Origin of the sequence: Novosphingobium mississippiense (assembly GCF_044029535.1) — a bacterium.
In the GTDB taxonomy this organism is placed as follows: Bacteria; Pseudomonadota; Alphaproteobacteria; order Sphingomonadales; family Sphingomonadaceae; genus Novosphingobium.
This window is the reverse complement of the sequence record NZ_CP147003.1, coordinates 1,136,179-1,157,084: the sequence shown is the minus strand read 5'-3', so window position 1 is coordinate 1,157,084 and position 20,906 is coordinate 1,136,179. Positions and strand designations below refer to the sequence as shown.

Here is a 20,906-nt window from a genome sequence, read left to right as displayed (position 1 = left end):
TCCGACGCACTCCGGATAGCCGCGCGTGGACCGGGACGCAATGGCGCATCGGATCTGGGTGATAGCGGTCGACCTGAAATCAAGCATATCCAATCGGTTGTGATCAGAAGTTCGGAACCATTTTACGGTTGCCGCGTTAGATATCGGGGCTCGGTGGGCAAGATCCCTCACCAAAAAGCTGACTGAGTTCCTTGGCGCTGTCTCGGGCGATTGCCCGCAGGCTGCGGCAAGACGACCCAGACTGGCCTCGCGGGGAGGGAACACAGTCCGTGAGGCCGATTTTTTGGGTCCGGCGACGCAAAGCGCGCACACGAGTATTTTCAACTCGCGGCCATTTTCAAATCGGCTCTTCGTACGGCATGAACAATTCGCCGTGCGATGCATTTCCCTTCCTGGAAGAGAAATAGCGTCCAGGGGTGAGATGAATCTGCAGCAGTGGCTTTCGGTGGCGCTTCTCTGCGCGATGATGGCGCTCTTTCTCTGGGGGCGCTTTCGCTTCGACGTCACCGCCATAATCGCGCTGCTGGCGGGTGTCGCGACTGGGCTGGTGCCGCCGGACAAGGCCTTTTCCGGATTTTCCGACGATATCGTCATCATCGTCGCTTCCGCGCTGGTGCTTTCGGCGGCGGTGCAGCGGTCCGGGCTGGTGGAGCGGATGGTCGATCGGCTGGGGCAGCGCCTGCGCCGCCCCGGCGCGCAGCTTTTCGCGCTGACCACGATCGTCGGCGTCGCGTCCGGCCTGATCAAGAACATCGGTGCGCTGGCGATGCTGATGCCGGCGGCATCGCAATTGGCCCGCCGCAGCGAGACCAATCCCTCCCGCTTCTTCATGCCGATGGCTTTCGCCTCCTTGCTGGGCGGGTTGACGACGCTGGTGGGCACATCGCCCAACATCATCGTCAGTCGGGTGCGCGAGGATATGACCGGGCAGCCGTTCCGGATGTTCGACTATCTGCCCACCGGGCTTGGCCTGCTGATCGTGGGGCTGGCGTTCCTCTACCTTGGCCGCCGCCTGCTGCCGGAACGGCAGGCGCGCACCACGATGGGAGAGGCGCTGAACATCTCCGCCTACACGACCGAGGCGACGGTCACGGCCGAGGCATCGGTGATTGGTGCCACCGTCTCCGCCTTTCTGGAGGGGCAGGACGGCGCCATCGAGGTTACGGCATTGCTGCGCCATGGCCTGCGCGCCGAAGTGCAGCCGGATACGGAGATCGCAGAGGGGGACGTGCTGATCCTGGCGGGCGATCCCGATGCGCTGGAACGCGCGATCGCGGGAACCGGCCTGACGCTTCACGAACCGGATGAGGACCACCCCGCGCAGGACGACGTCGGCGTAATCGAGGCGGTGGTGACGGCCGGATCGGCGCTGGTCGGCTCCACCGCCGGCCGGTTGATGCTGAAGGAGCGCATGGGTCTGCGCCTGATTGCCGTCGCGCGCGAGGGGGAGCGGCTGCACAACAAGCCGGCCGGCGTCGCGCTTCAGGCGGGGGATATCATCGTGCTTCAGGGCGTGCTGCACGCCATGCCGGGCCAATTGCGCCAGCTTGGCGTGCTGCCCCTTGCCGAACGGTCGATCCGGCTGGGGCGGGAGCGCAAGGGATGGCTTGCCCTGGGCATTCTGGCTGCCGCGATGGCTGCCACTGCCACGGGGTTGCTGCCGGTGGCACTGGCGTTCTTCGCCGGCGCCGGGCTGGTGCTGATCACCGGGGCCTTGCCCGCCGAAGACGCCTATGAAGCGGTGGAGTGGCCGATCCTCATCATGCTGGGCGCGCTGATCCCGGTCAGCGAAACGCTGCAGACCACCGGGGCGTCGGATGTGCTGGCAGTGAACCTGGCCCACTTGGCGACGCACCTTCCGCCATGGGGCGCAGTGGCGTTGGTGCTGCTGATCTCCATGGCGGTGACGCCGTTCCTCAACAACGCGGCCACGGTACTGGTCATGGCGCCGATCGCCGCCGTTTTCGCGCATGATCTGGGCTATCGCCCCGATGCCTTCCTGATGGCCACCGCGATTGGCGCCGGCTGCGATTTCCTGACGCCGATCGGTCATCAGTGCAACACGCTGGTGATGGGGCCGGGCGGCTATCGCTTCACCGACTATGCCCGGCTGGGCGCGCCGCTTTCGTTGCTGGTGCTGATCGTGGGGCCGCCGCTGATCATCGCCTGCTGGCCGCTTTAGGGCGGCGGCGTCAGACCGCGGTTCCGGGCCGTGAATCTCAGGCCGTGAATCTCAGGCCGTGAATCTCAGGCCGGGCCTCGCCGGGGCCGGCTGGCCGCGATCACGTTGCGGGCGATTTCCTCGAACGTTTCCCCGATGATCGGCCGCGCGGCTTCCACGTTGCGGCTGATGTAGACGGGCAGCACGCCCGGGTTTTCGAATTCCAGGAAGCGCACCGTGTCCGCATGGGGCTGCATCGCCGTGAAGCTGTCGACCAATGCCAGTCCCATGCCATTGGCCACGAAGGCCACCGCCGTTTCCGCGAAGCGGACATAGGTGGCGACTTCCAGTTCCTCACCGGCATCGGCGAACATGTCGGCGATGATCCGGCCATGCGGCGTATCGCCCCGGAATGACTGGATGCGTTCACCCTGGATATCGGCCACGGTCACCTGCTCACGCCCCGCCAGCGAATGATCGGCGGGCACCGCGCAGACCATCCGCCCGCTGCCGATACGGCTCGACAGGATATTCGGATGATCGATGGGAAACACCGTCAGCGCATAGTCGCCGCGCTGAAGGGCAAGATAATCGTCCGCCTGCTCCACCGAGAGAATGTCGAACTGGATGGTGAGGCCCGGATAATTGGCCGTCAGGCGAGAGAGCATCTGCGGCACCACCGAATGTCCCAGCGAGGGAGAGGCGCCGACGCGGAACGTCCGGTCGCTGCCCTTGGCCAGGCGCTGGATGACATGTTCCAGATCGGCAAAGCCCTTGTAGACGTGCTCGATCTCCTCGAACAGCGCCCGTGCCTCCTGGGTGGGCACCAGCCGGCCGCGCGTGCGGTCGAACAGGCGGAAGTGCAGGCGATCCTCTATATGCGCCAGCATCCGGCTGAGGCCGGGCTGCGATGTGCCCAGCATCCGCGCCGCGCCGCTCACCGTCTTGGTGATCATCACTGCGCGGAATATCTCGATCTGTCGGATCGTCAGCGGCTGGAAGTGCGAAGGGATCGGGTGGCTTTCCAAATTACCTCAGAGATTGAGGTAATTGTAGGGCTGTCACGGGCCAGGGAGGTTTTCAAGAAAAAATACGATGCAAACAGCGATACAGGTTTGCGGTCGACGTTGCATCTCAGTCGTTCAATGCCGTGCGTCCGGATGCCGCTTCTTGCCGAAGACAGGAAACGCGCTCGCCGCGCCGTAGTCCGTGTTGTCCGCAAGCTTCAAGGTTTCCATGTCCGCGCCGGAAATCTCGAAGTTCAGCGCCGCATTGCTGCGCATGTGATCGACGTTGGTCGTCTTGGGCAGAGGCAGCAGTCCGAGTTGCAGGCAGTAGCGAATGCATAGCTGTGCGATGCCCACTTCGTATTTCTCGGCCAGCGCAGCCAGCCGGGCGTTCTGCAGGACGGCCCCGTGGGCGACGGGCGAATAAGCCTCTACCAGCATGCCCTTGCTGCGGCTGTAGTCGATCAGATCGAATGGTGTGTTGCCGACATGGGCGAGGATCTGGTTGACCATCGGCGCGACGGTGCCGTTGTCCAGCAGGTTGTCGAGATCTGCCCGCTCGAAGTTGGACACGCCGATGGCGCGAAGTTTGCCGGCGGCGTAGGCGTCCTCAAGCGCGCGCCACGCCTCCAGGTTGCCTTCGTCGAACCGGGCGCCATCGCGAAACTCCGCCCAGGGCTGCGGACTATGAATCAGCATCAGGTCGACATGATCGACGCCCAACGTGTTGAGCGAAGTATCGATGCGCTGCTTTGCGTCGTCATAGCTTTTGGATTCAGCGGCAAGCTTGCTGGTGAGGAACACGTCGTCCCGCGCCATGCCGCCGACACTCAGAGCTGCGCGCAGACCTTCGCCGACACCGCGCTCGTTGGCGTAAGCTTGTGCGGTATCGATATGGCGATAGCCGACGCCGATCGCATCGCGCACGATCGAGACAACGGCGTCATCCGCAATGCGCCATGTCCCGAGGCCCAGCTTCGGGATCTCCACGCCGTTCGGAAGGGTAAATGTCTCTTCGAATATCATGGCTGGTTCCTTCGGTTCGCGGACACACGCCAAGAATAATTCCGCCAACTCTACAACACACCATGAGATTATCTCAACGTCGCATGGCAGCGATCTCATGACACACGAACGGCCCTTTCGTGTTCTTATTGCCGACAATGGAACACCGCTTCCGCCCGGTCATGAAAGGAACCGCAATGTATCTCAAGCGCGCTGGCAGCCAGCCCTCTCAGGTGGGCTCCGCAGAATTCTTCACCGGCACCGTGAGGATCGATCCGCTGAACGCACCGCCGGAACCCGCCCGCCACAGCTGCGCGGCGGTAACCTTTGAGCCTGGCGCCCGCAGCGCCTGGCATACCCATCCGTTGGGGCAGACCCTGGTCGTCACTGCCGGTTGCGGATGGACCCAGTGCGAGGGCGAGCCGATCGTCGAGATCCGCGCGGGCGACGTGATCTGGTGTCCGCCCGGCCACAAGCACTGGCACGGCGCCAGCCCGACCACCGCGATGACCCATATCGCGATCCAGGAGGCGCTGGACGGCAAGAACGTCGTCTGGATGGAGAAGGTGACTGACGCGGAATACTTCGCCGGTCCTCCCCAGAACTGATCAGAAAGTAGGGGAATTCACATGCAACAACGCGAACTGGGCGCAAACGGCCCGAGCGTGTCGACCATCGGTCTGGGCTGCATGGGCATGAGCTGGTCCTACGGCCCGCCCAAGGATCGGCAGGAGATGATCGCCCTCATGCGCAAGGCCGTGGAATGCGGCGTGACCTTCTTCGACACGGCGGAGGTCTATGGCCCGCGCCTCAATGAGGATCTGGTGGGCGAGGCGCTCGAACCCTTCAAGGGGCAGGTCTTCATCGCCACCAAGTTCGGGTTCGAGGCTGCTGCCGGCGATACGAACCGCTGGAGCCGGCTCAACAGCCGCCCGGAACACATCCGGAAGGTGGTGGAGGAATCGCTGGCCCGCCTGCGGGTCGATGCCATCGATCTCTATTATCAGCACCGCGTCGATCCCGATGTTTCGATCGAGGATGTCGCAGGGGCGGTGAGGACCCTGATCGAGGAAGGCAAGGTCAAGCATTTCGGCCTGTCCGAAGCCGGCGTCGCCACGATCCGCCGCGCGCATGCCGTCCAGCCGGTGGCAGCGCTTCAAAGCGAATATTCGCTCTGGTGGCGCGAACCGGAGGATGAAGTGATTCCGACGTTGCTGGAACTGGGCATTTCGCTCGTCCCGTTCAGCCCGCTGGGCAAAGGGTTCCTGACCGGTGCCCTAGGGGCCGACGCGGCGTTCGGTAGCGACGATTTCCGCAGCACGGTCCCGCGCTTTCAGGCAGAGAACATCAAGGCCAACCAGGCGCTGGTGGACGTCATTCGCCGCTTTGCGGCCCAGCGGGACGCAACCCCTGCCCAAGTGGCGCTGGCGTGGCTGCTCGCCAAGCAACCGTCGATTGTCCCGATTCCCGGCACCACGAAAGTGGACCGGCTTATCGAGAACCTGGGCGCTGCCACACTCGTCCTTTCGACCGACGATGTGGAGACGCTGGAGGCTGCATCCAGTCAGCTCCGCATCGCCGGGGACCGTTACTCGGCAGCGCAGGCCGCAATGGTGGGGCGCTGACATGACCGTGCATTATGACTTCTCTGGGCAGGTCGCTTTCGTCACCGGTGCGGGCAAGGGCATGGGGCTGGCCGCCGCGCAGGCCTTCGCCCGTGCGGGCGCCGCCGCTCTGCTGGCGGATATCGACGGCGAACTCGCCGAAACCGAGGCCGCCAAGCTGCGCGATGCGGGACACCGCGCCATTGGTGTCGCATGCAACGTGGCCGACGAAGCACAGGTGGCCGCCGCCGTCGATCGCGCCATGGCAGAGTACGGCCGGCTCGACATGGCATTCAACAACGCCGGTATCCAGGTGCCGCCCAGCGATGCCGCCGATGAGCCCGCGGAAAACTTCGACCGCGTGAATGCCGTCAACCTGCGCGGCGTCTGGGCCTGCATGAAGCACCAGCTTCGCCATATGCGCGCGCAGGGTTCGGGCGTGATCGTCAATTGCTCGTCGCTCGGCGGGCTGGTCGGCCTGCCCAGCCGTGCAGCCTATCACGCGTCCAAGCACGGCGTCATCGGCCTGACCAAGAGCGCCGCTCTCGAATACGCGCCGCGTGGCATCCGCATCAACGCCGTCTGCCCCGGCACGATCGACACCCCGATGGTTGCCGAAATGCTGGAGGGCCAGCCGGACGCAATGGCCGAAATCCTCACGATGCAGCCGATTGGGCGCCTTGGCCATGCGGACGAGGTGGCACAGGCCGTGCTCTGGCTATGCAGCCCGGGCGCCAGCTTCGTCCTCGGCGTTGCGCTGCCGGTCGACGGCGGCTTCGTCGCACATTGATCGGCGCCTTCCCGATGCGCCTCCTTCTCCCCGCCATGACAGGACTGATCCTCATGACCAACCCGGTTCAAGCCCAGCAGCCCCATGTCGAAGGCCGCCGTCTTTCACCCGAACAAGTGCGCAAGGTGGCGCCCGCGCTCGAAAAATACACGCAGGACCGCCTCTATGGCGAAGTGTGGAACCGCCCCGGCCTCAACCGGCGGGATCGCAGCCTCATTACGGTGGCCGCACTGATCGCACGGGGACAGGCGCCGGCACTGACCTATTACGCCGATCAGGCGATCGAGAACGGGGTGACCCCGCGCGAGATTTCCGAGACGATCACCCATCTCGCCTACTATTCGGGCTGGGGCGATGCGATGGCCGCGGTAGGCCCCGTTGGCGAAGTCTTTGGCCGGCGTGGGATCGGCGCAGACCAGCTTCCCGCCGAAACGCCGCCGCCGCTGCCCCTCGACGAGGCGGCCGAAGCCGTGCGCAAGCAGAGAGTCGGCGACCTGTATGACAGCGTTGCGCCGGGACTGGTCGGCTACGCTACGGACTATCTGTTCCGCGATCTTTGGCTCCGCCCCGATCTCGCCCCGCGTGACCGCAGCCTGGTGACGGTGGCCGCGCTGATCGCCGCCGGTCAGGTCGATCAGGTCAGCTACCATCTCGGCCGCGCGATGGATGCGGGCCTGACGCAGGAACAGGCTGCCGAAGTGATCACGCACCTGGCCTTCTACGCCGGCTGGCCCAAGGCCATGTCCGCGCTGGCGGTCGCCAAGGACGTGTTCGCCCAGCGCGCCGCGAAGTGAGCGGCGGCTCAGCTTTGCGCCTTGCCGGGACCTGCCTTGCCGGAGTGTGGGCGATCGCTGCGGTTTGCATCGTGCCTCCGGCGTGCGCGCAAACCGCGGTCACTTCGGTCAGCCGCGAAGCGGAGCGCGCCGCAAGGCCAGGGCCGGCCGCCAACTTTACCGGCACCGTCTCCGTACGCCCCATCTTTCCCGTCTCTCCGCCCAGCACGGTATCCGCCGGCGAAGTGACGTTTCAGCCGGGTGCCCGGTCGAACTGGCACCGCCACCCGATGGGGCAACACCTCATCGTCACTGCCGGCCTGGGCTGGACGCAGGCCGAAGGCGGTGCGGTTGTCGAGATGCGGCCCGGCGACGTGATCTGGTGCCCGCCCGGAGTGAAGCACTGGCATGGAGCCACCCCCGACCAGGGCGTCACCCATATTGCCATCCAGGAAACAGTCGCCGGCAGCAATGTCGAGTGGCTCGAACCGGTCACCGCGGCCCAGTACCGGCGATAGGACGCGGATCGCAGCCTATGACACGAACTCGCTTTGGATCGCGCGGAACCACTCCTATGAACAGACCCGCCATAGGAGTGCCCCATCCCGTCATGAGCTTCAGCCGATCGGACATAGCCAACCTCGGTTACTTCCTGGCCATCGCGCGGCACAGGAATTTCCGGCGCGCCGCGCTTGAACTCGGGGTTAGCGCCTCGGCGCTCAGCCACTCGCTGCGCGGTCTTGAAGAGCGGCTCGATGTGCGGCTGCTCAACCGGACGAACCGCAGCGTCACGCTGACGGCTGCTGGTGAGGCGCTGTTGGCCGAGATCGCCGATCCGTTTGAGCGCATCGATGCGGCCATCGACACGCTCAACCGTTTTCGCGGCTCCCCGGTAGGGCGTATCCGGCTGAACGTGCCGGACCAGGCTGCGATCCACTTGCTCGCGCCGGTGATGCCGGCGTTTCTCGACCGATATCCCGATATCGAGATCGACCTGTGCGTCAACAACAGCATCGTCGACATCGTCAACGAAGGCTTCGACGCGGGCATCCGCTTCGGCGGAACGGTGCCTGTGGACATGATCGCGCAGCGCCTGACCCGCGACTTGCGGTGGGTGGTGGCCGGATCGCCCGCCTATCTGGAGCGCTTCGGCATTCCACAGCATCCCCAGGATTTGCAGGCCCACCGCTGCGTGCAGATCAAGCTGGGTGACGAGCGGATCTATAGCTGGGAATTCGACCGGGGCGAGGAAGCTCTCTCGATCGCGGTACCCGGCCGCGTCTCGATGAATGACAGCGAGACGGCAGTGGCGCTCGCCCGGCATGGCGCGGCGCTGATCTATGCCACCGAAGAAAGCGTGGCGGAGGAAGTGGCGCGTGGGGAACTGCAACTGGTGCTGACCGAATGGGCTTCGCGCGATGAGGGGCTGCACATCTACTATCCCAGCCGCAGGCAGTTGCCTGTCCCCCTGCGGCTGCTGATCGACCTGATCCGCGAACTCAATCCGATCGGTGACTGAGACGGCGCAGGTCATAGCGGGAGACGACCATGAACACCCTGTCAGCGGCGGTGACCGCGCTGTCCTTGCTCTCCTTCACCATCGGCATCGCGACGGCATCAGCCCGGGAGCCAGTCGATCTGGATCTGGGCCCGGCGATGGTGCGCATGGCCGAACTCGAAATCGATCCTGCACAGCTCGATGCCTACAAGACGATCCTGGCTGAAGAGCAGGAAGCGTCAGTGCGGTCGGAACCTGGAGTGATCATGCTCCATTCCGTCGCCATCGCCGAGGATCCGACGAAGATCAGGCTGCTGGAAGTCTATGCCAGCAAAAGCGCCTACCAGAGCCACATTCGCTCGCCGCATTTCCTCAAGTACAAGACCTCGACGGAAAAGATGGTAAGATCGCTCCGGCTCGTCGATATGACGCCGATCCTTCTCTGCGCCAAGTCCACCAGTGCACCCGCAGGAAACGCCGCTTGCCTCAGTTCATTGAAGTAGCCGTTCGCGCGTTCCGATAAGATCGAGCATGCATCGCGGGGGCATTCATTCCGCATGGAGCCCACCGACATCTCGGCCAGCCCACCAGTTTCCTGGTCCCGGATGCAGTGAGGCTTTGTCCAGCGGATCGGGAAGCCGGCCTTGATACCGCAATCCAACGGCTGTTCCAGGACAGCAGGACGGCGGCTCCTGAAACAACGGGCTGCTCCCGTCCGCGCTGGCAGCTGGCGTATTTTGGGTCGGGTGCTGCCGAAATTGCGCTTTTCCGGTCAGTCCGATCCCCGGCGCTCTTCAGAAGGAAGCCGACGTCCTTGTGTTCCGAATGAGCGCTATCGTGAAAGACCGAAAGGCACTCGCCACTGACGAGCGCCGGGAAGCGATCCGAGAAAAAATGCTGTCGGTCATTCTGAAGAAGTGGCGTTGGTTTCGTGGAAGAAATATTCGTTTATTTTGATGCAATCGCGTAGACTGCGCTTTGGTTATTTGACCATACTAAGCGCAGTTGTGGGACGGAAGGTCGATCATTTGGACCAACCCCAAGCAACCAGACGTGATCAAATGCGTCATATGGAATTTGATCAATCCGTTCGGCCAGTTTGGGCTCAGGTCGGTCACAATCGGGCAGGCGAACAAGCGAGCTGGTCCCGTAAGCGAACTCACGTGGTATGGAGGGGCTGACCGCGACAAGCTGCGCACCTGGCATTTCAAATTGGGCATTAACGAACGCGTCGCGACGGACGATCGCCATACTGGCAAGGGAGGTGATGCGCGATCCTGACCAGCCACGTGGGCAATCCGGCGCAACGAGAGCGACAACCCGCGATCCCTTTGGAATGTGATCCAGGGCGAGGAGATAATTTTCCTGATCGTCGCTGGCCAGGACGTAGCTGTAAGTCATTGCTGCGGTTCGCACGCAGACGAAGACAAGCGCGGCAATTGCGAGCATTGCGGCAACTCGCTTGCCCATGATAGCCCGGGGCGCCAGTGCGGCGATGCCGATCGCCAGAAGCAACGGAGCAATGCGCATGTCGGCATAGATCAGGCCGTGAAATGCAAAAGGGATGAAGAGGTAGAAGGCGGTCAACACAGCGAGAATGGTAAGAAGTCGCGGATTCATCCTCAATGCGCCCACCAGTCCCAGGATGATCAGAGCTACGCAGCCAAGCGCGGACTGACCGTCCAATTGTACCCAACGGTCACGAAGAGAGCTTTCGATCCAACCCCACTTATGGAAAATGTCGAAATAACTGCTCGTTTCACCCCCGCTATCGGTGCTCCGCCACAATGCGATGAAAACAAGCGGCAGACAAAGTAGAAGTCCTTCCAAGATTATGTCACGAATTGCGGTCCGAGTCAGGCCATAATGTTTGAAATGACGGTAGAGTGAATTGCCGCCAACCATCAAAGCGAAAAACACCCAACCGAAGATGTGGGCAAAATAAATGGCAAGGCTTCCAAACAAGATAAGCAATCGCCAGGCTCGCGAACGCTCGAGCCTTTGGTATCGGAGCACAAGGCCAAAAATCAGTAGTGCCAAGCCAGAGGCCAGCCAGAAATTGACGAATCCGAACTGGAATGGATAGGCGTATGCGAGGGGTAAGGCGAATGCCGCCGTCGCCGGTATTTCGCCGTGCGCCTCCTTGATGACGATAAGAAGGCCGACCAACAACGTTATGATCAGCAAAATTATTGCCAATTTTGTTGCCAGTTCGATGCCCAAAACGGGTTGCAGCGCCAGAACGATTAAATCGATCCCGAGATTGCCAACGGGCATCCAATGAATTGAAAATGTTTCTGCCAGTGTTGGAGCGTCCGAGACGCCAGCCTGAATGCGAAAACGCCCCATGTGACCTGGCAAATCTTCCAATGGGATGACTGCCGGCCAAAGCAATGGCAGCACCATCAGCAAAATCAGAAGTGCATTGTAATCCCTACGAGACCACCACGGCACATGCATAAGAAGGCTTTTCCTGACTGATTCCCGAGATGGACCGCATTGTCATACTTGTTTTAACAGTCCGTTTGAGAATGCGCATGGATGAACAATTCTTCGGCGGCGGGGTGCCGATGGCGCGAACCCGTCCCAGGTTTGCTGGAGACCGTTGATAGTGAATGGCACGACCAGCCGACCGTCCGCTGGCGAGGATAGAAAATCTGAGGCTGAGTGTTCGGCTCAGGTGTTTAGGCTCAGGACCCATTGATTGGCTTGCGGTGATAGGATTCAGGCTCCGTGAAGAGACTGAGCATGAGCGACCTATACTGGTTGACGGCCGAGCAGATGGCGCGGCTGTCGCCATATTTTTCCAAGAGCCATGGGAAGCCGAGTGTTGCTGACCGGCGAGGGCTGAGCGGGATTATGTTCGTCAACCGCAACGGCCTGCGCTGGCGCGATGTGCCCAGGGAATACGGACCTCACAAGGCATTGTACAATCGCTGGAAGCGATGGGGTGAGATGGGCGTGTTCACACGAATGATGGAGGGTCGGTCTGCCCAGAGAGCCGAACCCCAGACCGTCTTCTTCTCTGTCCTCGCTCTCGCGGCCACCATCCTCTTCTGGCTCTGATCAACGAGTCCTGAGCCTAGTCCGCCAGTGTCGTGACCGCTATCGCTGTTGCTGATGCGCGGTTCTCGACCCCCATCTTTTCGAATATCTGTTCCAGATGCTTGTTCACGGTGCGCGGGCTTATTGCCAGAATTTCGCTTACTTCGCGATTTTGCTTGCCGCGGCTGATCCAGAGCAGAACTTCCGCTTCTCGGGCGGTCAGCCCAAGCTGGGCCGCCAATATGCGCTCCTCCTCGCCTTCGCGACGTTCTGCGAGACGGAATAGCCAGTGATTGGCGGACGTGCGCCGCAAAAGAGTGATCTCCAGTGTGCTCGAACCGCTTTTGACCGGTACGCAGCTTCCCGCCGCCGGGTCCATCTCCTGCAATTGCTCGATGGCGAGGCGCAGGGGGGCGGGCAATTCTCGGGCAATCGCCGGCCACTCAGGGAACAGCCGCTCCAGGATTTCGCGCGCCATCGGTGTCAACCAGAGGGGGCGGCCCGAAGCGTCGACCGACAGGGCAGGACGGCCACTTATGTCCAATGCGACCTGGCTCGCATGGGTGACACGTGCGTTCGCAAGATGGATGTGAATGCGGGCGAGGAGTTCCTCGACCACTATCGGTTTCCTGACGTAATCGACTGCGCCGGCCTTGAGCGCGCGCACGACATCGTCGCTTTCGGTCAGGCCCGTCATGAAGATGATCGGCAATTGCTGAAAGACGGAGTTCGCCTTGATCCGCCGTGTCGTCTCGAAGCCGTCCATCTTCGGCATCAAGGCGTCCATCAGGATCAGGTCAGGCGAAGCATGCTGCAGCAAGGTGATCGCGGCCAGTCCGTCTCTGGCAACCAGCGGCGTCATGTGGGCAAGAGAAAGGGTGGTGGTGAGAAATCGCAGGGAATCGGGGGTGTCGTCGACAACGAGGATAGTTGGCTTCTTCTCCGGGCCGTCATTGTGATCGTACATTTTCGATCTTCTCTATGATGGCGCCGAAGTCGAAATTGCCGAGGTCTTCCCGCAATGTCGCGGCGAACGACCCGATAGCCGGAACGCTCGCCTCGAAGTTGCCAAGCTGCGTTTCGAATTCGAGCACATGGCCGATTTGCGCAAGTCGTCTCAGCCGCTCCAGATAAGGCGCGGCTTCAAGGGGAAGAGCGGACACCGGCTCGTCATGGGCATGGGCGGCGTGCTGTTCCAAATGGCGCCACTCCAGCCCAAGCTCTTGCTGTATCGTTGCAAGCAGGGCGTCGAACGCGACAGGCTTGGCAACGAACGCGTCACAGATGCCATCATCCAGGTAGCGTGTGTCCGCAGCCGTCGTGTTGGCGGAAGCCATGACGATCTTCAGCGGCGCGCCGTGAGCACGGCGCAAACGCAATGCGGTCTCCCAACCGCTGATGCCGGGCATTTCGACATCGAGCAGGACGAGATCGGGTGCGTGCCGGGCGGCAAGTTCGATCCCCTCCATGCCGTTTCTTGCAGCATGAACGATGAAATCCAGCGATTGCAGCAAGGATTGCATGGCGGCTCGCTGCTCGGGGTCGTCCTCTATGATCAGAACGGTGCGGCACGAGCCGCGATAGCCCTCGATACGAAAGCTGGTTTCCTTGCCTGAGGCTTGGGCTGCAGGCGAAAGCATCAACTTCAAGCGGAAGCAGCTGCCTTCCCCCACCGCGCTCGTTACCGTTATATCGCCTCCCAGGACATGAGCGAGGACGCGGGTAATGGTCAGACCCAGTCCGATCCCCGGCTGGGACTGTACGCCGGTTGAACTGCCGCGCTCGAACGGCTCGAACACGCGCTCCATCTCATCCGTCCCGATCCCGATGCCTGTATCGACCACGTCGATGGTCGCGACCTCGCTGCGGTAGCTGACGGCGACCTCGATGCTGCCGGCTTCGGTGTATTTAATCGCATTGGAAACCAGGTTGATCAGCACCTGCCTGAGCCGGCTTTGGTCCGTCTTGACGAGCCTTGGCAGATTGTCGCTGATACGCAGCGTCAGAGTGAGGCCCTTTCCGATGGCCTGGGCCCGGAACATGGAAACGATCTGATCAAGCAAGGCGCGTATATCGACGACGCCCGACCGGATTTTCAGCACACCGCTTTCGATCCGGGATATCTCCAGCAGGCTTTCCGCGAGATTGGTCAGGTGATCAACCGATCGCCGGATCGCGGCGCCGGCTTCCGCCCCCGTAACCGCCTCGCCGCGCTCAAGCAATTGCGCGTAGCCGTAGATGGCATTCAATGGCGAGCGGATTTCGTGGCTGACTGCCACCAGGTAACGCGATTTGGCTTCATTGGCAGCTTCGGCCGCAGACTTGGCGCGCTGAAGTTCTGCGATCGCAGGATCCGACGCGATCGTAGCCGATTTGGGGTTTGTCGTTTCGGCATTCTGCCGCTGAGAGACGGATCTCCGGTCATCCCTGATCGGACGGCTGCCCGGGCGACGATTTTGGTCGCCTCGCTTCACCATCAGCACGCTCGAAACGGCCCGCATCGATCGATGAGGGGGCGCCTCATGCCCGCAGCGTCGTCCATTGCCAGCGCTGCGGCGGCCTCGCTCAAGATCAGACCCTTCATGGTCGACCACCCCATGGCAGACCCTTGGCCCATGCTGCCGCAGGTCTGACGCCGTCCTGAGGTGTTCGCCTGGCTTGGACGCTCATGGTTTCCCCCCGATCCATTCTGCGAGCTAACGCTCACTCCTGAGGTGCGATGGACACACGCATGCCGTTCATTTCGCTTGAGGCATGGACCTGGCAGGAGAGGCGCGAGCCTTCGGCACGATGCGCTGCACCTTCCAGCACATCGAATTCGTCTTCCGCCATCGTCGGCAGCAGTAACGCGAAGCTGGGATCGATATGGACGTGACAGCTGGCGCAGGAGCACGAGCCGCCGCAGAACGCAGGAATATCGTCAATCCCGGACCCCCGGATGATTTCCATCAGGGAACTGCCGATCTCGCCCTCGATTTCCCGATCGCTGCCCGAAAGATCGGTGACATGGATACGCACTTTTTCAGTCTGCAGGTTCATTGTCTTCCTCGTGTTTCTTCGATTGCCGGGTGATTGCCTGCAGCGCGTGGCGTCTGCGGCATGTTCGGTAGATCCCGCCCTCTGCTGGGTGAACCGCGGGCCGGTCCGAACAGTGGAGGCAGGAGTGCCGTTGTCGTGGTAAGCCGAAGTTGCTGAACACCCCGTACCTTGCGGATGGCATCGCTCAATTCGCGCAGCCGTCTGGCAGGGCCCTGGACGATCAGAACCTCCATCGATTGTTCGTCTTCGAGGAAGACGTGCTGGGAGGAGATCACTTCCTTGAGAAAGCAGGACTGCGTTCGGGCCAACTGGCGACGCACCCGTTCCGTATCTCCCCTGAAAACGATTGTAACCGTACCGGACAGCATTTGCTCCGGTCGCGGTGTTGTCCCGTGATTGGCAAGCTCGTTGCGGATCAGTTCCGCGATCCAATGGGATCGCGATGGCAGACCGAGCTCTGCCACAATCGAATTGAGATGACGGAAAAGCCGGCTTGGCAGTCTCATGCTGAGACGTGCGAGGCTGGCGTGCGACATGTTTTTCACGGGTGCTATCGCTACCGAATATTACGAATCATGTCAATCATAATACTGACAAATGCTGGCTAAAAGTGAAGCCCGGCGCTTGAACCGATGATGCCGCACTTCATTTGCCCGAACGGGCATCGTGCGGCTTTGAAGGGAATCGCACCTGCTCACGTGGCGATCAGGTGCTCTCGCAATGAAAATTGGGGCGTGATCCGAGAACATCGGACCACGCCCCAAACCTCTCTCTGTATCCTTTGATGGATTTCGAGCGATCGGCAGTCGTTGGAAAGGCGCTGGCCGGCTTAGAAGTGACCGCGCAGTTCAGCGCCCATCGTTCGCGGCTGGATTACACCGTAACCATAGGAGCGGATCAGAACGCCGTCGTTGCTGCGGGCCAGCGTATAGTCGTTGGAGACGCTGGAGACGGCGTACTTGTCAAAGACGTTGTTGACGAAAAGGGACAGTTCCAGTTTCGGTGTCTTGTAGGTGACCGAGGCGCGGCTGGTGGAATAGCCGGGGATCGCTTCGCCATAGCCGCGAAGGCCCGTCGTGGAGTAGGTATTGCTGCGCGCCGCCGTGCTCCACATGAGATCCACTTCGGTCTCATCTGTCATCGGCACGGTATAGGCGGCGGTAATCGATCCGGCATGCTTGGAACTGCCGGGCAGGCGGTCGCCGGCAAAGGCATCGCCTGCACCATCGATGTCGAAGCCGTTGCTGATGCCCCCGATCAGGCCCGGCGCGTCCTTGGTGAGCTTCGCGTCGAGATATGTGTAATTGCCTGACAGGTTGAACTTGCCGAGATTGAGCGAAAGCGTCGTCTCGACGCCGCGGCTGCGGGCACCGCCGGCATTGGCCGTGATGCCCACTGCACCGTTTGCGGTCTGGCTGCCCAGTTGCAGGTTGGTCCAGTCGATATTGTAGATGTCCACCGTGCCCTGGAGCATCTTGTCGAACATGTTGAAGCGGATGCCGAGCTCGTAGTTCCTGGTCTTGTCCGGTCCGTAGGACAATTCGTTCGGCAGCGCGCAGACGTTCTGGCCGGCGGGCAGCGGGATGATGCAAGGTGCCACGCGGTTGACGCCGCCAATGCGGTAGCCAGTGGAATAGGTCGCGTAAGCGAACAGTTCCGGGCTGAATTCGTAGGAGGCGTTGAGCTTGTAGACAAAGCCGTCATCATCGGTCGAACCGGTACGAATGCGTGCGGGATCGAACTGGATGAGCGGATAGGGCGTGCGGCGACGTCCGCCCGAGGTCAGGGGCGTGTCGGTCGCTCCCGAAATATAGGACTTGTACTTGTAGTAGCGAAGGCCGCCGGTGACCTGGAACTTCGGGGTGATGTGCCAGGTCGCCTCGCCGAATGCGGCCGCTTCCTTGGTGTATGTATCGGTGAAGGAGATGTATTCCAGCCCGTCCGGTCGGTAGATGCCTGCCCATTCGGGATAGCCCGGAATGCGCTCCGCGCTGAACGTGTAGCTCTTGTAGTGGTTGTAGAAGCCACCGATGAGCCAATCGATCGGCCCGCCATGGGTCGAGACCAGACGCAGTTCCTGGTTGAACTGCTTGGGCTTGCTGTTCGACGTGGTGGTGCCGGCAAAGGCGGGAAACAGCTCGTAATCGTAGTCGAGATCGAGAAGCAGGTCGGTGACATCGCTCTGGCTGTACAGGTCCTGCACGGAGTAGGCGGTGGCGGATACCAGCTGCGCGATGTCGCCGATGTCGGCCTCGATCTCGGCCGCGAACATGTCCACCTTGCGCGTCGCGGGTTGCGGGACGCGGGCGCCATTTTCATATTTGCCGGTGCCCAGCACGCCCTTGCAATCGGCGTAGACGCACTGGCCGTCCGGGAAGGGCACGCCATTGGGGTTCAGCGTGTATGTTGCCCCATAGCCGCCGTTGACCTGCGTCCCATGCGTCTTCGTCTGTTGGCGGATGTAGCTGAAAGTCGGGCGCAGCCAGCCGAAGTCGAAGCCCAGCTGTGCGCGTATGGAATAGGTCTGCTCGTCGTTCAGATCCTTCCCCCGATACAGATTGGAGGCAACCGCTTCGGGATCGCTGAAGTCCGGCTGCGGCAGCGATACGCCAAGCTGGCGGACGAGATAGGGCGAATCCATGAAGCCGGGATCGCGATAATAGCCGCCGGTTACGCGCAGGGCGACCTTGTCGCGCACGATCGGCAGGTTGACGGTGGCGTCGAACACCGAGCCTACGCCGCTGGAATGAGCGACATCGTAGACCCGGGCGTGCGCCTCCATCTCGAAATTGGAGAAGTTCGGCCGATTGGGGATGTAGCGGATCGCGCCTGCCAGCGTGCCAAGGCCGTAAAGCGTGCCCTGCGGCCCGAGAAGGGTTTCGACACGATTGATGTCGAGAAACTTGAAATCGACATAGAGCGGAATTTCACCGAGGTAGACGCCCACTGCGGTGCTGCGGTTGGAGCCACCGGGTCCGCTCGACGTGATACCTCGCATGATGATGTTGTTCGCCGTGCGCGGACCGGTGTCCGGCACGGTCAGGCCGGGCGTGTAGAGGCCGATATCGCCGACATCGTCGAGCCGCTTGGTTTCGAGCGAGGTGCCATCGAGAGCCGAGATGTTGATCGGCGCTGTCTGCAGCGAGACCGTGCGCCGTGTCGCCGTGACCTCGATTTCATTCAGGCCCTGCGCCTGCTCTTCCATCGCATCGGGCGCCATCTGCTGCTGTGCATGCACGGGCGCCGAAATGGCGCCTGCCAGAAAGGTTGCCGAAAGCAGCTGCAGCCGCGTTCGCATACGCTTGCTCATGTATTCCCCCTATTCGATCGACCCATCTGCCCAAGGCTCGCCCCCGCCAATGCGCCGGCACAAGGCTTCGCGGCACGTGCTCGATTTCGCATTGGAGCACTCAGGCTATGGAGCCCGGCAGCAGGGCAATATGTGTCGTTTGACGTAGGGGCCGGATCCTGGGGGGGCGAGGTCGTGCCATGGTTCGCTCGATCGGCACTTGGATGGCGGGATTCGGTCGCTTTGCAGCCGCCTACGTCAAACGACGTAAGGCGAGGAGAGGGGGCCTGCGCTAAAAGGGCGACCAAGAATTTTGCGGACTTCAACCTTTTTTCGCAGGGATTGCCATGAGCGAAACCATCGCTGCCGAGAAGCCGTCCTACATGGTAAGCGCTCCCATAACCCGTGGCCTCGACAATCTGGGGCGGGTTGAGGGCGGGCCTTTCAAGCGGCTGTTCTTCACCCACTTCCAGCCGGCGTTCCTGCTGGTCGTGATCGCGTTCTACTATTACGCGCCGGAAGCATGGATCAAACCGTCCGTGACCTTGTGGATCGGTTACGGCGTCAAGGTCATGATGTTGTCGATGGAGTGGATCTCACCCCGCTACAAGAGCTGGCAACACACCTGGAAGGAACTGGCGTGCGACACATTCTATGTGGCGATGGGCGCGATGTTCGTTCGGGTGGTGTTCGGCCCGATCAACAGCGATGCCATCATCACCTGGTTCCAGGATACGTTCGATCTTGCCAAGTTCGCCTGGTTCATGGGCCTGCCGCTGCTGGTTCAGGCCTTCATGATCTCCTTCATCGGGGACTATTTCCAATATTGGATGCATCGCGGGATGCACAACTGGTACCCGCTGTGGCTTGCCCATGCACCGCACCACTTCGTTACGCAGCTGAACGTCCAGAAGGGCAGTGTCGGCAATCCGATCGAAATCTTCCTGATCGGCCTCGGCATCGGCGGCCTGTTCGATTTCCTTCCCCGCGCGGCCTTGCTGGCAGGGGCTTTCGGCATGGCGGTCAGCAGCTATCAGCACTGCAACATCCGGTTCAACACGCCCCGGTGGTGGTTCAGGATCTTCAACACTACCGAGCATCACAGCCTGCACCACGCACAGGACTACGAGGCCACCCGCAGCAACTATTCCGGCACCTGGATCTTCATCGATCGCCTGCACGGCACCTGCCTTGACGGGGAAGCCGAACTGCTGGGGCAGGAAGGCGGGCGCCGCATGTCGATCTGGGAAACCATGCACTATACCCTCTCGGAGCCGTACAAGCTGCTCAGCCGGAAATGGGCAGCGCGTGGGCAGATGACGGCCGTTCCGGCGGAATGAGAAAAGGGCGCGATGGCAATGAGAGTCTGGCGGGAGGTTCCGGCCAGCGCGCATCACGCATCGAAGTGGTTCAATCTCCCGACAAGCCAAGGAAGAACCAGTGAAGCTGTCCTATATCGATTGGATATGGCGGGTGAGAGGCAGGCTGGTGATCCAGCCGAACTGCTCCGCCGTGCAGGCCTTTGACAAACTGGGGGACCTGTTCGAGGAAAAGAACACGACCTGCCGGATCGACGGTGACACGCTGGTCTTCACCAAGAAAAATGCACTTCCGCAGGACAAGATGTCGGTATTCGACAGTGGGACGCTTCAGGTCGGCAATGGCGTGCTGCGTTACAGCATGACCAGTCGTGCGCTTCTGGCCTGCTTTCTTGCCCCCTTGTTCTTCTTCGCACTCGGCTACACCGGTGTTGCCGTGGACAAGTGGCGCAATCCGCCCGAAGTCGCCAAGGCCAAGGCGGAGGCGGCAAAGAAGCGCTCGCTGGTGAAGGCCGAGGACGTGCCCATGAACCCGGTCGATACGCTCCTGCACGCCCCCAAGCCCGAAAAGAAGAAGGATGGCGAGGAAATCGGGAAGCGCAACCGCAAGCCCTCGATGACCACGGCCTACACCTACATGGGCATCTTCTTTGCCTTGTGGATTGCAGGCCGCATCCTCGAACACAGGCTCATCCACATTCGCTTTCGCAAGAGGCTGGCCGGGGATGGGGCGATTGCCGCCAATGGGTCGATGCACGAGGTTGATTTGATGACCGGCAAGGCCGTCCAGAACGCGCGATAGCACGCAGTGCGCAGTGGAGGATCGGCGAGGCGCGACGGGCGATCCTCACGCGTTCACCGCGCCGGGGCCTCACTCCACGACGATCCCCTGCGCGGCAAGGAAGCGACGCGCGGGTTCCAGCGCATCGGCATGAACGCGCCAGCGGCCAACTGCCTCGGAACTGATCGGGCGGCGCACCTGGGCAGCGCTCGGCAAATGGGGCAAGCGATCCTTCATGATCGCCGACCCGTGCCAGAACGCAGCCGATCGTATCCAGGCTGAATGCGTCGTCCGGGCCCATCGCCAGCGCGGCGGCGTCGCCGTCCTTTCGCCCCAGGCCCAGCAATCGCGCAAATTGCGCCAGGCGCTGCGGAGACGGATCCTGGCCGACGGCACGCCGCACCAGTGGCAGGGCGCGCGATACGCGGCCTGTTTCGGCCTCGGCGAGGCCGAGCAGGTACCAGCCGTCGGGCAGGTCGGGTCGCAGGCGGCATGCGGCCGAGGCCAATGCGGCGGCCTGCGCCACATCGCCGCCTTCAAGCGCTGCCGTTGCCGCGGCGATGCGTCATTCTACCGGGGGTCCTGCATGATGCCG

The 20,906-nt window shown here is 61.9% G+C and carries 19 protein-coding genes and 2 pseudogenes; 11 read left to right on the top strand and 10 right to left on the bottom strand.

From position 1 onward, the window contains the following. Positions 1–421: 421 nt before the first annotated feature. Positions 422–2,182 (top strand): SLC13 family permease, encoded by a 1,761-nt coding sequence (locus WBP06_RS23615; RefSeq protein ID WP_395334516.1) that lies wholly within the window; start codon positions 422–424, stop codon positions 2,180–2,182. 65 nt (positions 2,183–2,247) lie between these two features. On the opposite strand, the gene WBP06_RS23610 is transcribed toward WBP06_RS23615, so the two are convergent. Then, positions 2,248–3,189 carry a LysR family transcriptional regulator gene (locus WBP06_RS23610; protein ID WP_395334514.1) on the bottom strand — a complete coding sequence of 314 codons (942 nt, stop codon included), beginning with the start codon at positions 3,187–3,189 and terminating at the stop codon, positions 2,248–2,250. A gap of 114 nt (positions 3,190–3,303) precedes the next feature. Further along, positions 3,304–4,194 (bottom strand): aldo/keto reductase, encoded by an 891-nt coding sequence (locus WBP06_RS23605; RefSeq protein ID WP_395334511.1) that lies wholly within the window; start codon positions 4,192–4,194, stop codon positions 3,304–3,306. 176 nt (positions 4,195–4,370) lie between these two features. On the opposite strand from WBP06_RS23605, the gene WBP06_RS23600 reads away from it, so the two are divergent. From WBP06_RS23600 to WBP06_RS23570, 7 genes are all read left to right on the top strand, one after another. After that, positions 4,371–4,781, top strand: a complete 411-nt coding sequence (locus tag WBP06_RS23600) for a cupin domain-containing protein (RefSeq protein WP_395334509.1) — start codon at positions 4,371–4,373, stop codon at positions 4,779–4,781. A 21-nt stretch (positions 4,782–4,802) separates the two neighbouring features. Then, the gene (locus WBP06_RS23595) at positions 4,803–5,798 is read left to right on the top strand and encodes an aldo/keto reductase (protein ID WP_395334507.1); all 996 of its coding nucleotides are present in this window, start codon (positions 4,803–4,805) and stop codon (positions 5,796–5,798) included. Position 5,799: 1 nt separating this feature from the next. Next, entirely contained in the window at positions 5,800–6,567 is a 768-nt protein-coding gene (locus WBP06_RS23590) for a glucose 1-dehydrogenase (RefSeq protein WP_395334505.1), read from the top strand. 53 nt (positions 6,568–6,620) lie between these two features. Continuing rightward, the gene (locus WBP06_RS23585; RefSeq protein WP_395334503.1) at positions 6,621–7,361 is read left to right on the top strand and encodes a carboxymuconolactone decarboxylase family protein; all 741 of its coding nucleotides are present in this window, start codon (positions 6,621–6,623) and stop codon (positions 7,359–7,361) included. Between the two features lie 71 nt (positions 7,362–7,432). Continuing rightward, entirely contained in the window at positions 7,433–7,858 is a 426-nt protein-coding gene (locus tag WBP06_RS23580; protein ID WP_395334501.1) for a cupin domain-containing protein, read from the top strand. A gap of 92 nt (positions 7,859–7,950) precedes the next feature. Beyond that, positions 7,951–8,859 (top strand): LysR family transcriptional regulator, encoded by a 909-nt coding sequence (locus WBP06_RS23575; protein WP_395334499.1) that lies wholly within the window; start codon positions 7,951–7,953, stop codon positions 8,857–8,859. A gap of 29 nt (positions 8,860–8,888) precedes the next feature. Beyond that, positions 8,889–9,341, top strand: a complete 453-nt coding sequence (locus tag WBP06_RS23570; protein ID WP_395334497.1) for a putative quinol monooxygenase — start codon at positions 8,889–8,891, stop codon at positions 9,339–9,341. Between the two features lie 445 nt (positions 9,342–9,786). Here WBP06_RS23570 and WBP06_RS23565 read toward each other — a convergent pair whose 3' ends face one another. Continuing rightward, positions 9,787–11,298 carry a hypothetical protein gene (locus tag WBP06_RS23565; RefSeq protein WP_395334495.1) on the bottom strand — a complete coding sequence of 504 codons (1,512 nt, stop codon included), beginning with the start codon at positions 11,296–11,298 and terminating at the stop codon, positions 9,787–9,789. 288 nt (positions 11,299–11,586) lie between these two features. Here WBP06_RS23565 and WBP06_RS23560 point away from each other — a divergent pair. After that, a pseudogene (locus tag WBP06_RS23560) lies at positions 11,587–11,883 on the top strand (transposase); the annotation flags it as partial. Positions 11,884–11,920: 37 nt separating this feature from the next. On the opposite strand, the gene WBP06_RS23555 reads toward WBP06_RS23560, so the two are convergent. From WBP06_RS23555 to WBP06_RS23535, 5 genes are all read right to left on the bottom strand, one after another. Next, on the bottom strand, positions 11,921–12,850 hold the full coding sequence (locus tag WBP06_RS23555; RefSeq protein ID WP_395334493.1) for a response regulator: 930 nt from the start codon (positions 12,848–12,850) through the stop codon (positions 11,921–11,923). After that, positions 12,834–14,384 (bottom strand): hybrid sensor histidine kinase/response regulator, encoded by a 1,551-nt coding sequence (locus tag WBP06_RS23550; protein WP_395334491.1) that lies wholly within the window; start codon positions 14,382–14,384, stop codon positions 12,834–12,836. Before WBP06_RS23550 ends, WBP06_RS23555 begins: the two co-directional genes overlap by 17 nt. Before the next feature lie 202 nt (positions 14,385–14,586). Next, positions 14,587–14,922, bottom strand: a complete 336-nt coding sequence (locus WBP06_RS23545; protein WP_395334489.1) for a 2Fe-2S iron-sulfur cluster-binding protein — start codon at positions 14,920–14,922, stop codon at positions 14,587–14,589. Beyond that, positions 14,919–15,458 (bottom strand): CopG family ribbon-helix-helix protein, encoded by a 540-nt coding sequence (locus tag WBP06_RS23540; RefSeq protein WP_395337567.1) that lies wholly within the window; start codon positions 15,456–15,458, stop codon positions 14,919–14,921. The genes WBP06_RS23545 and WBP06_RS23540 overlap by 4 nt, the downstream gene beginning before the upstream one ends. Before the next feature lie 293 nt (positions 15,459–15,751). Beyond that, positions 15,752–18,232, bottom strand: a complete 2,481-nt coding sequence (locus tag WBP06_RS23535) for a TonB-dependent receptor (protein WP_395334487.1) — start codon at positions 18,230–18,232, stop codon at positions 15,752–15,754. Positions 18,233–18,558: 326 nt separating this feature from the next. Between WBP06_RS23535 and WBP06_RS23530 the strand changes: the two genes are divergently transcribed. Both WBP06_RS23530 and WBP06_RS23525 read left to right on the top strand, forming a co-directional pair. After that, positions 18,559–19,551 (top strand): sterol desaturase family protein, encoded by a 993-nt coding sequence (locus tag WBP06_RS23530; RefSeq protein ID WP_395334485.1) that lies wholly within the window; start codon positions 18,559–18,561, stop codon positions 19,549–19,551. Positions 19,552–19,684: 133 nt separating this feature from the next. Beyond that, complete coding sequence (locus WBP06_RS23525) at positions 19,685–20,332, top strand: hypothetical protein (RefSeq protein ID WP_395334483.1); 648 nt, start codon at positions 19,685–19,687, stop codon at positions 20,330–20,332. Between the two features lie 69 nt (positions 20,333–20,401). On the opposite strand, the gene WBP06_RS23520 is transcribed toward WBP06_RS23525, so the two are convergent. Together WBP06_RS23520 and WBP06_RS23515 are read right to left on the bottom strand one after the other, a co-directional pair. Beyond that, on the bottom strand, positions 20,402–20,548 hold the full coding sequence (locus tag WBP06_RS23520; protein WP_395334481.1) for a hypothetical protein: 147 nt from the start codon (positions 20,546–20,548) through the stop codon (positions 20,402–20,404). A 148-nt stretch (positions 20,549–20,696) separates the two neighbouring features. After that, positions 20,697–20,873: pseudogene (locus WBP06_RS23515) on the bottom strand (tetratricopeptide repeat protein); the annotation flags it as partial. Positions 20,874–20,906: the final 33 nt, after the last annotated feature.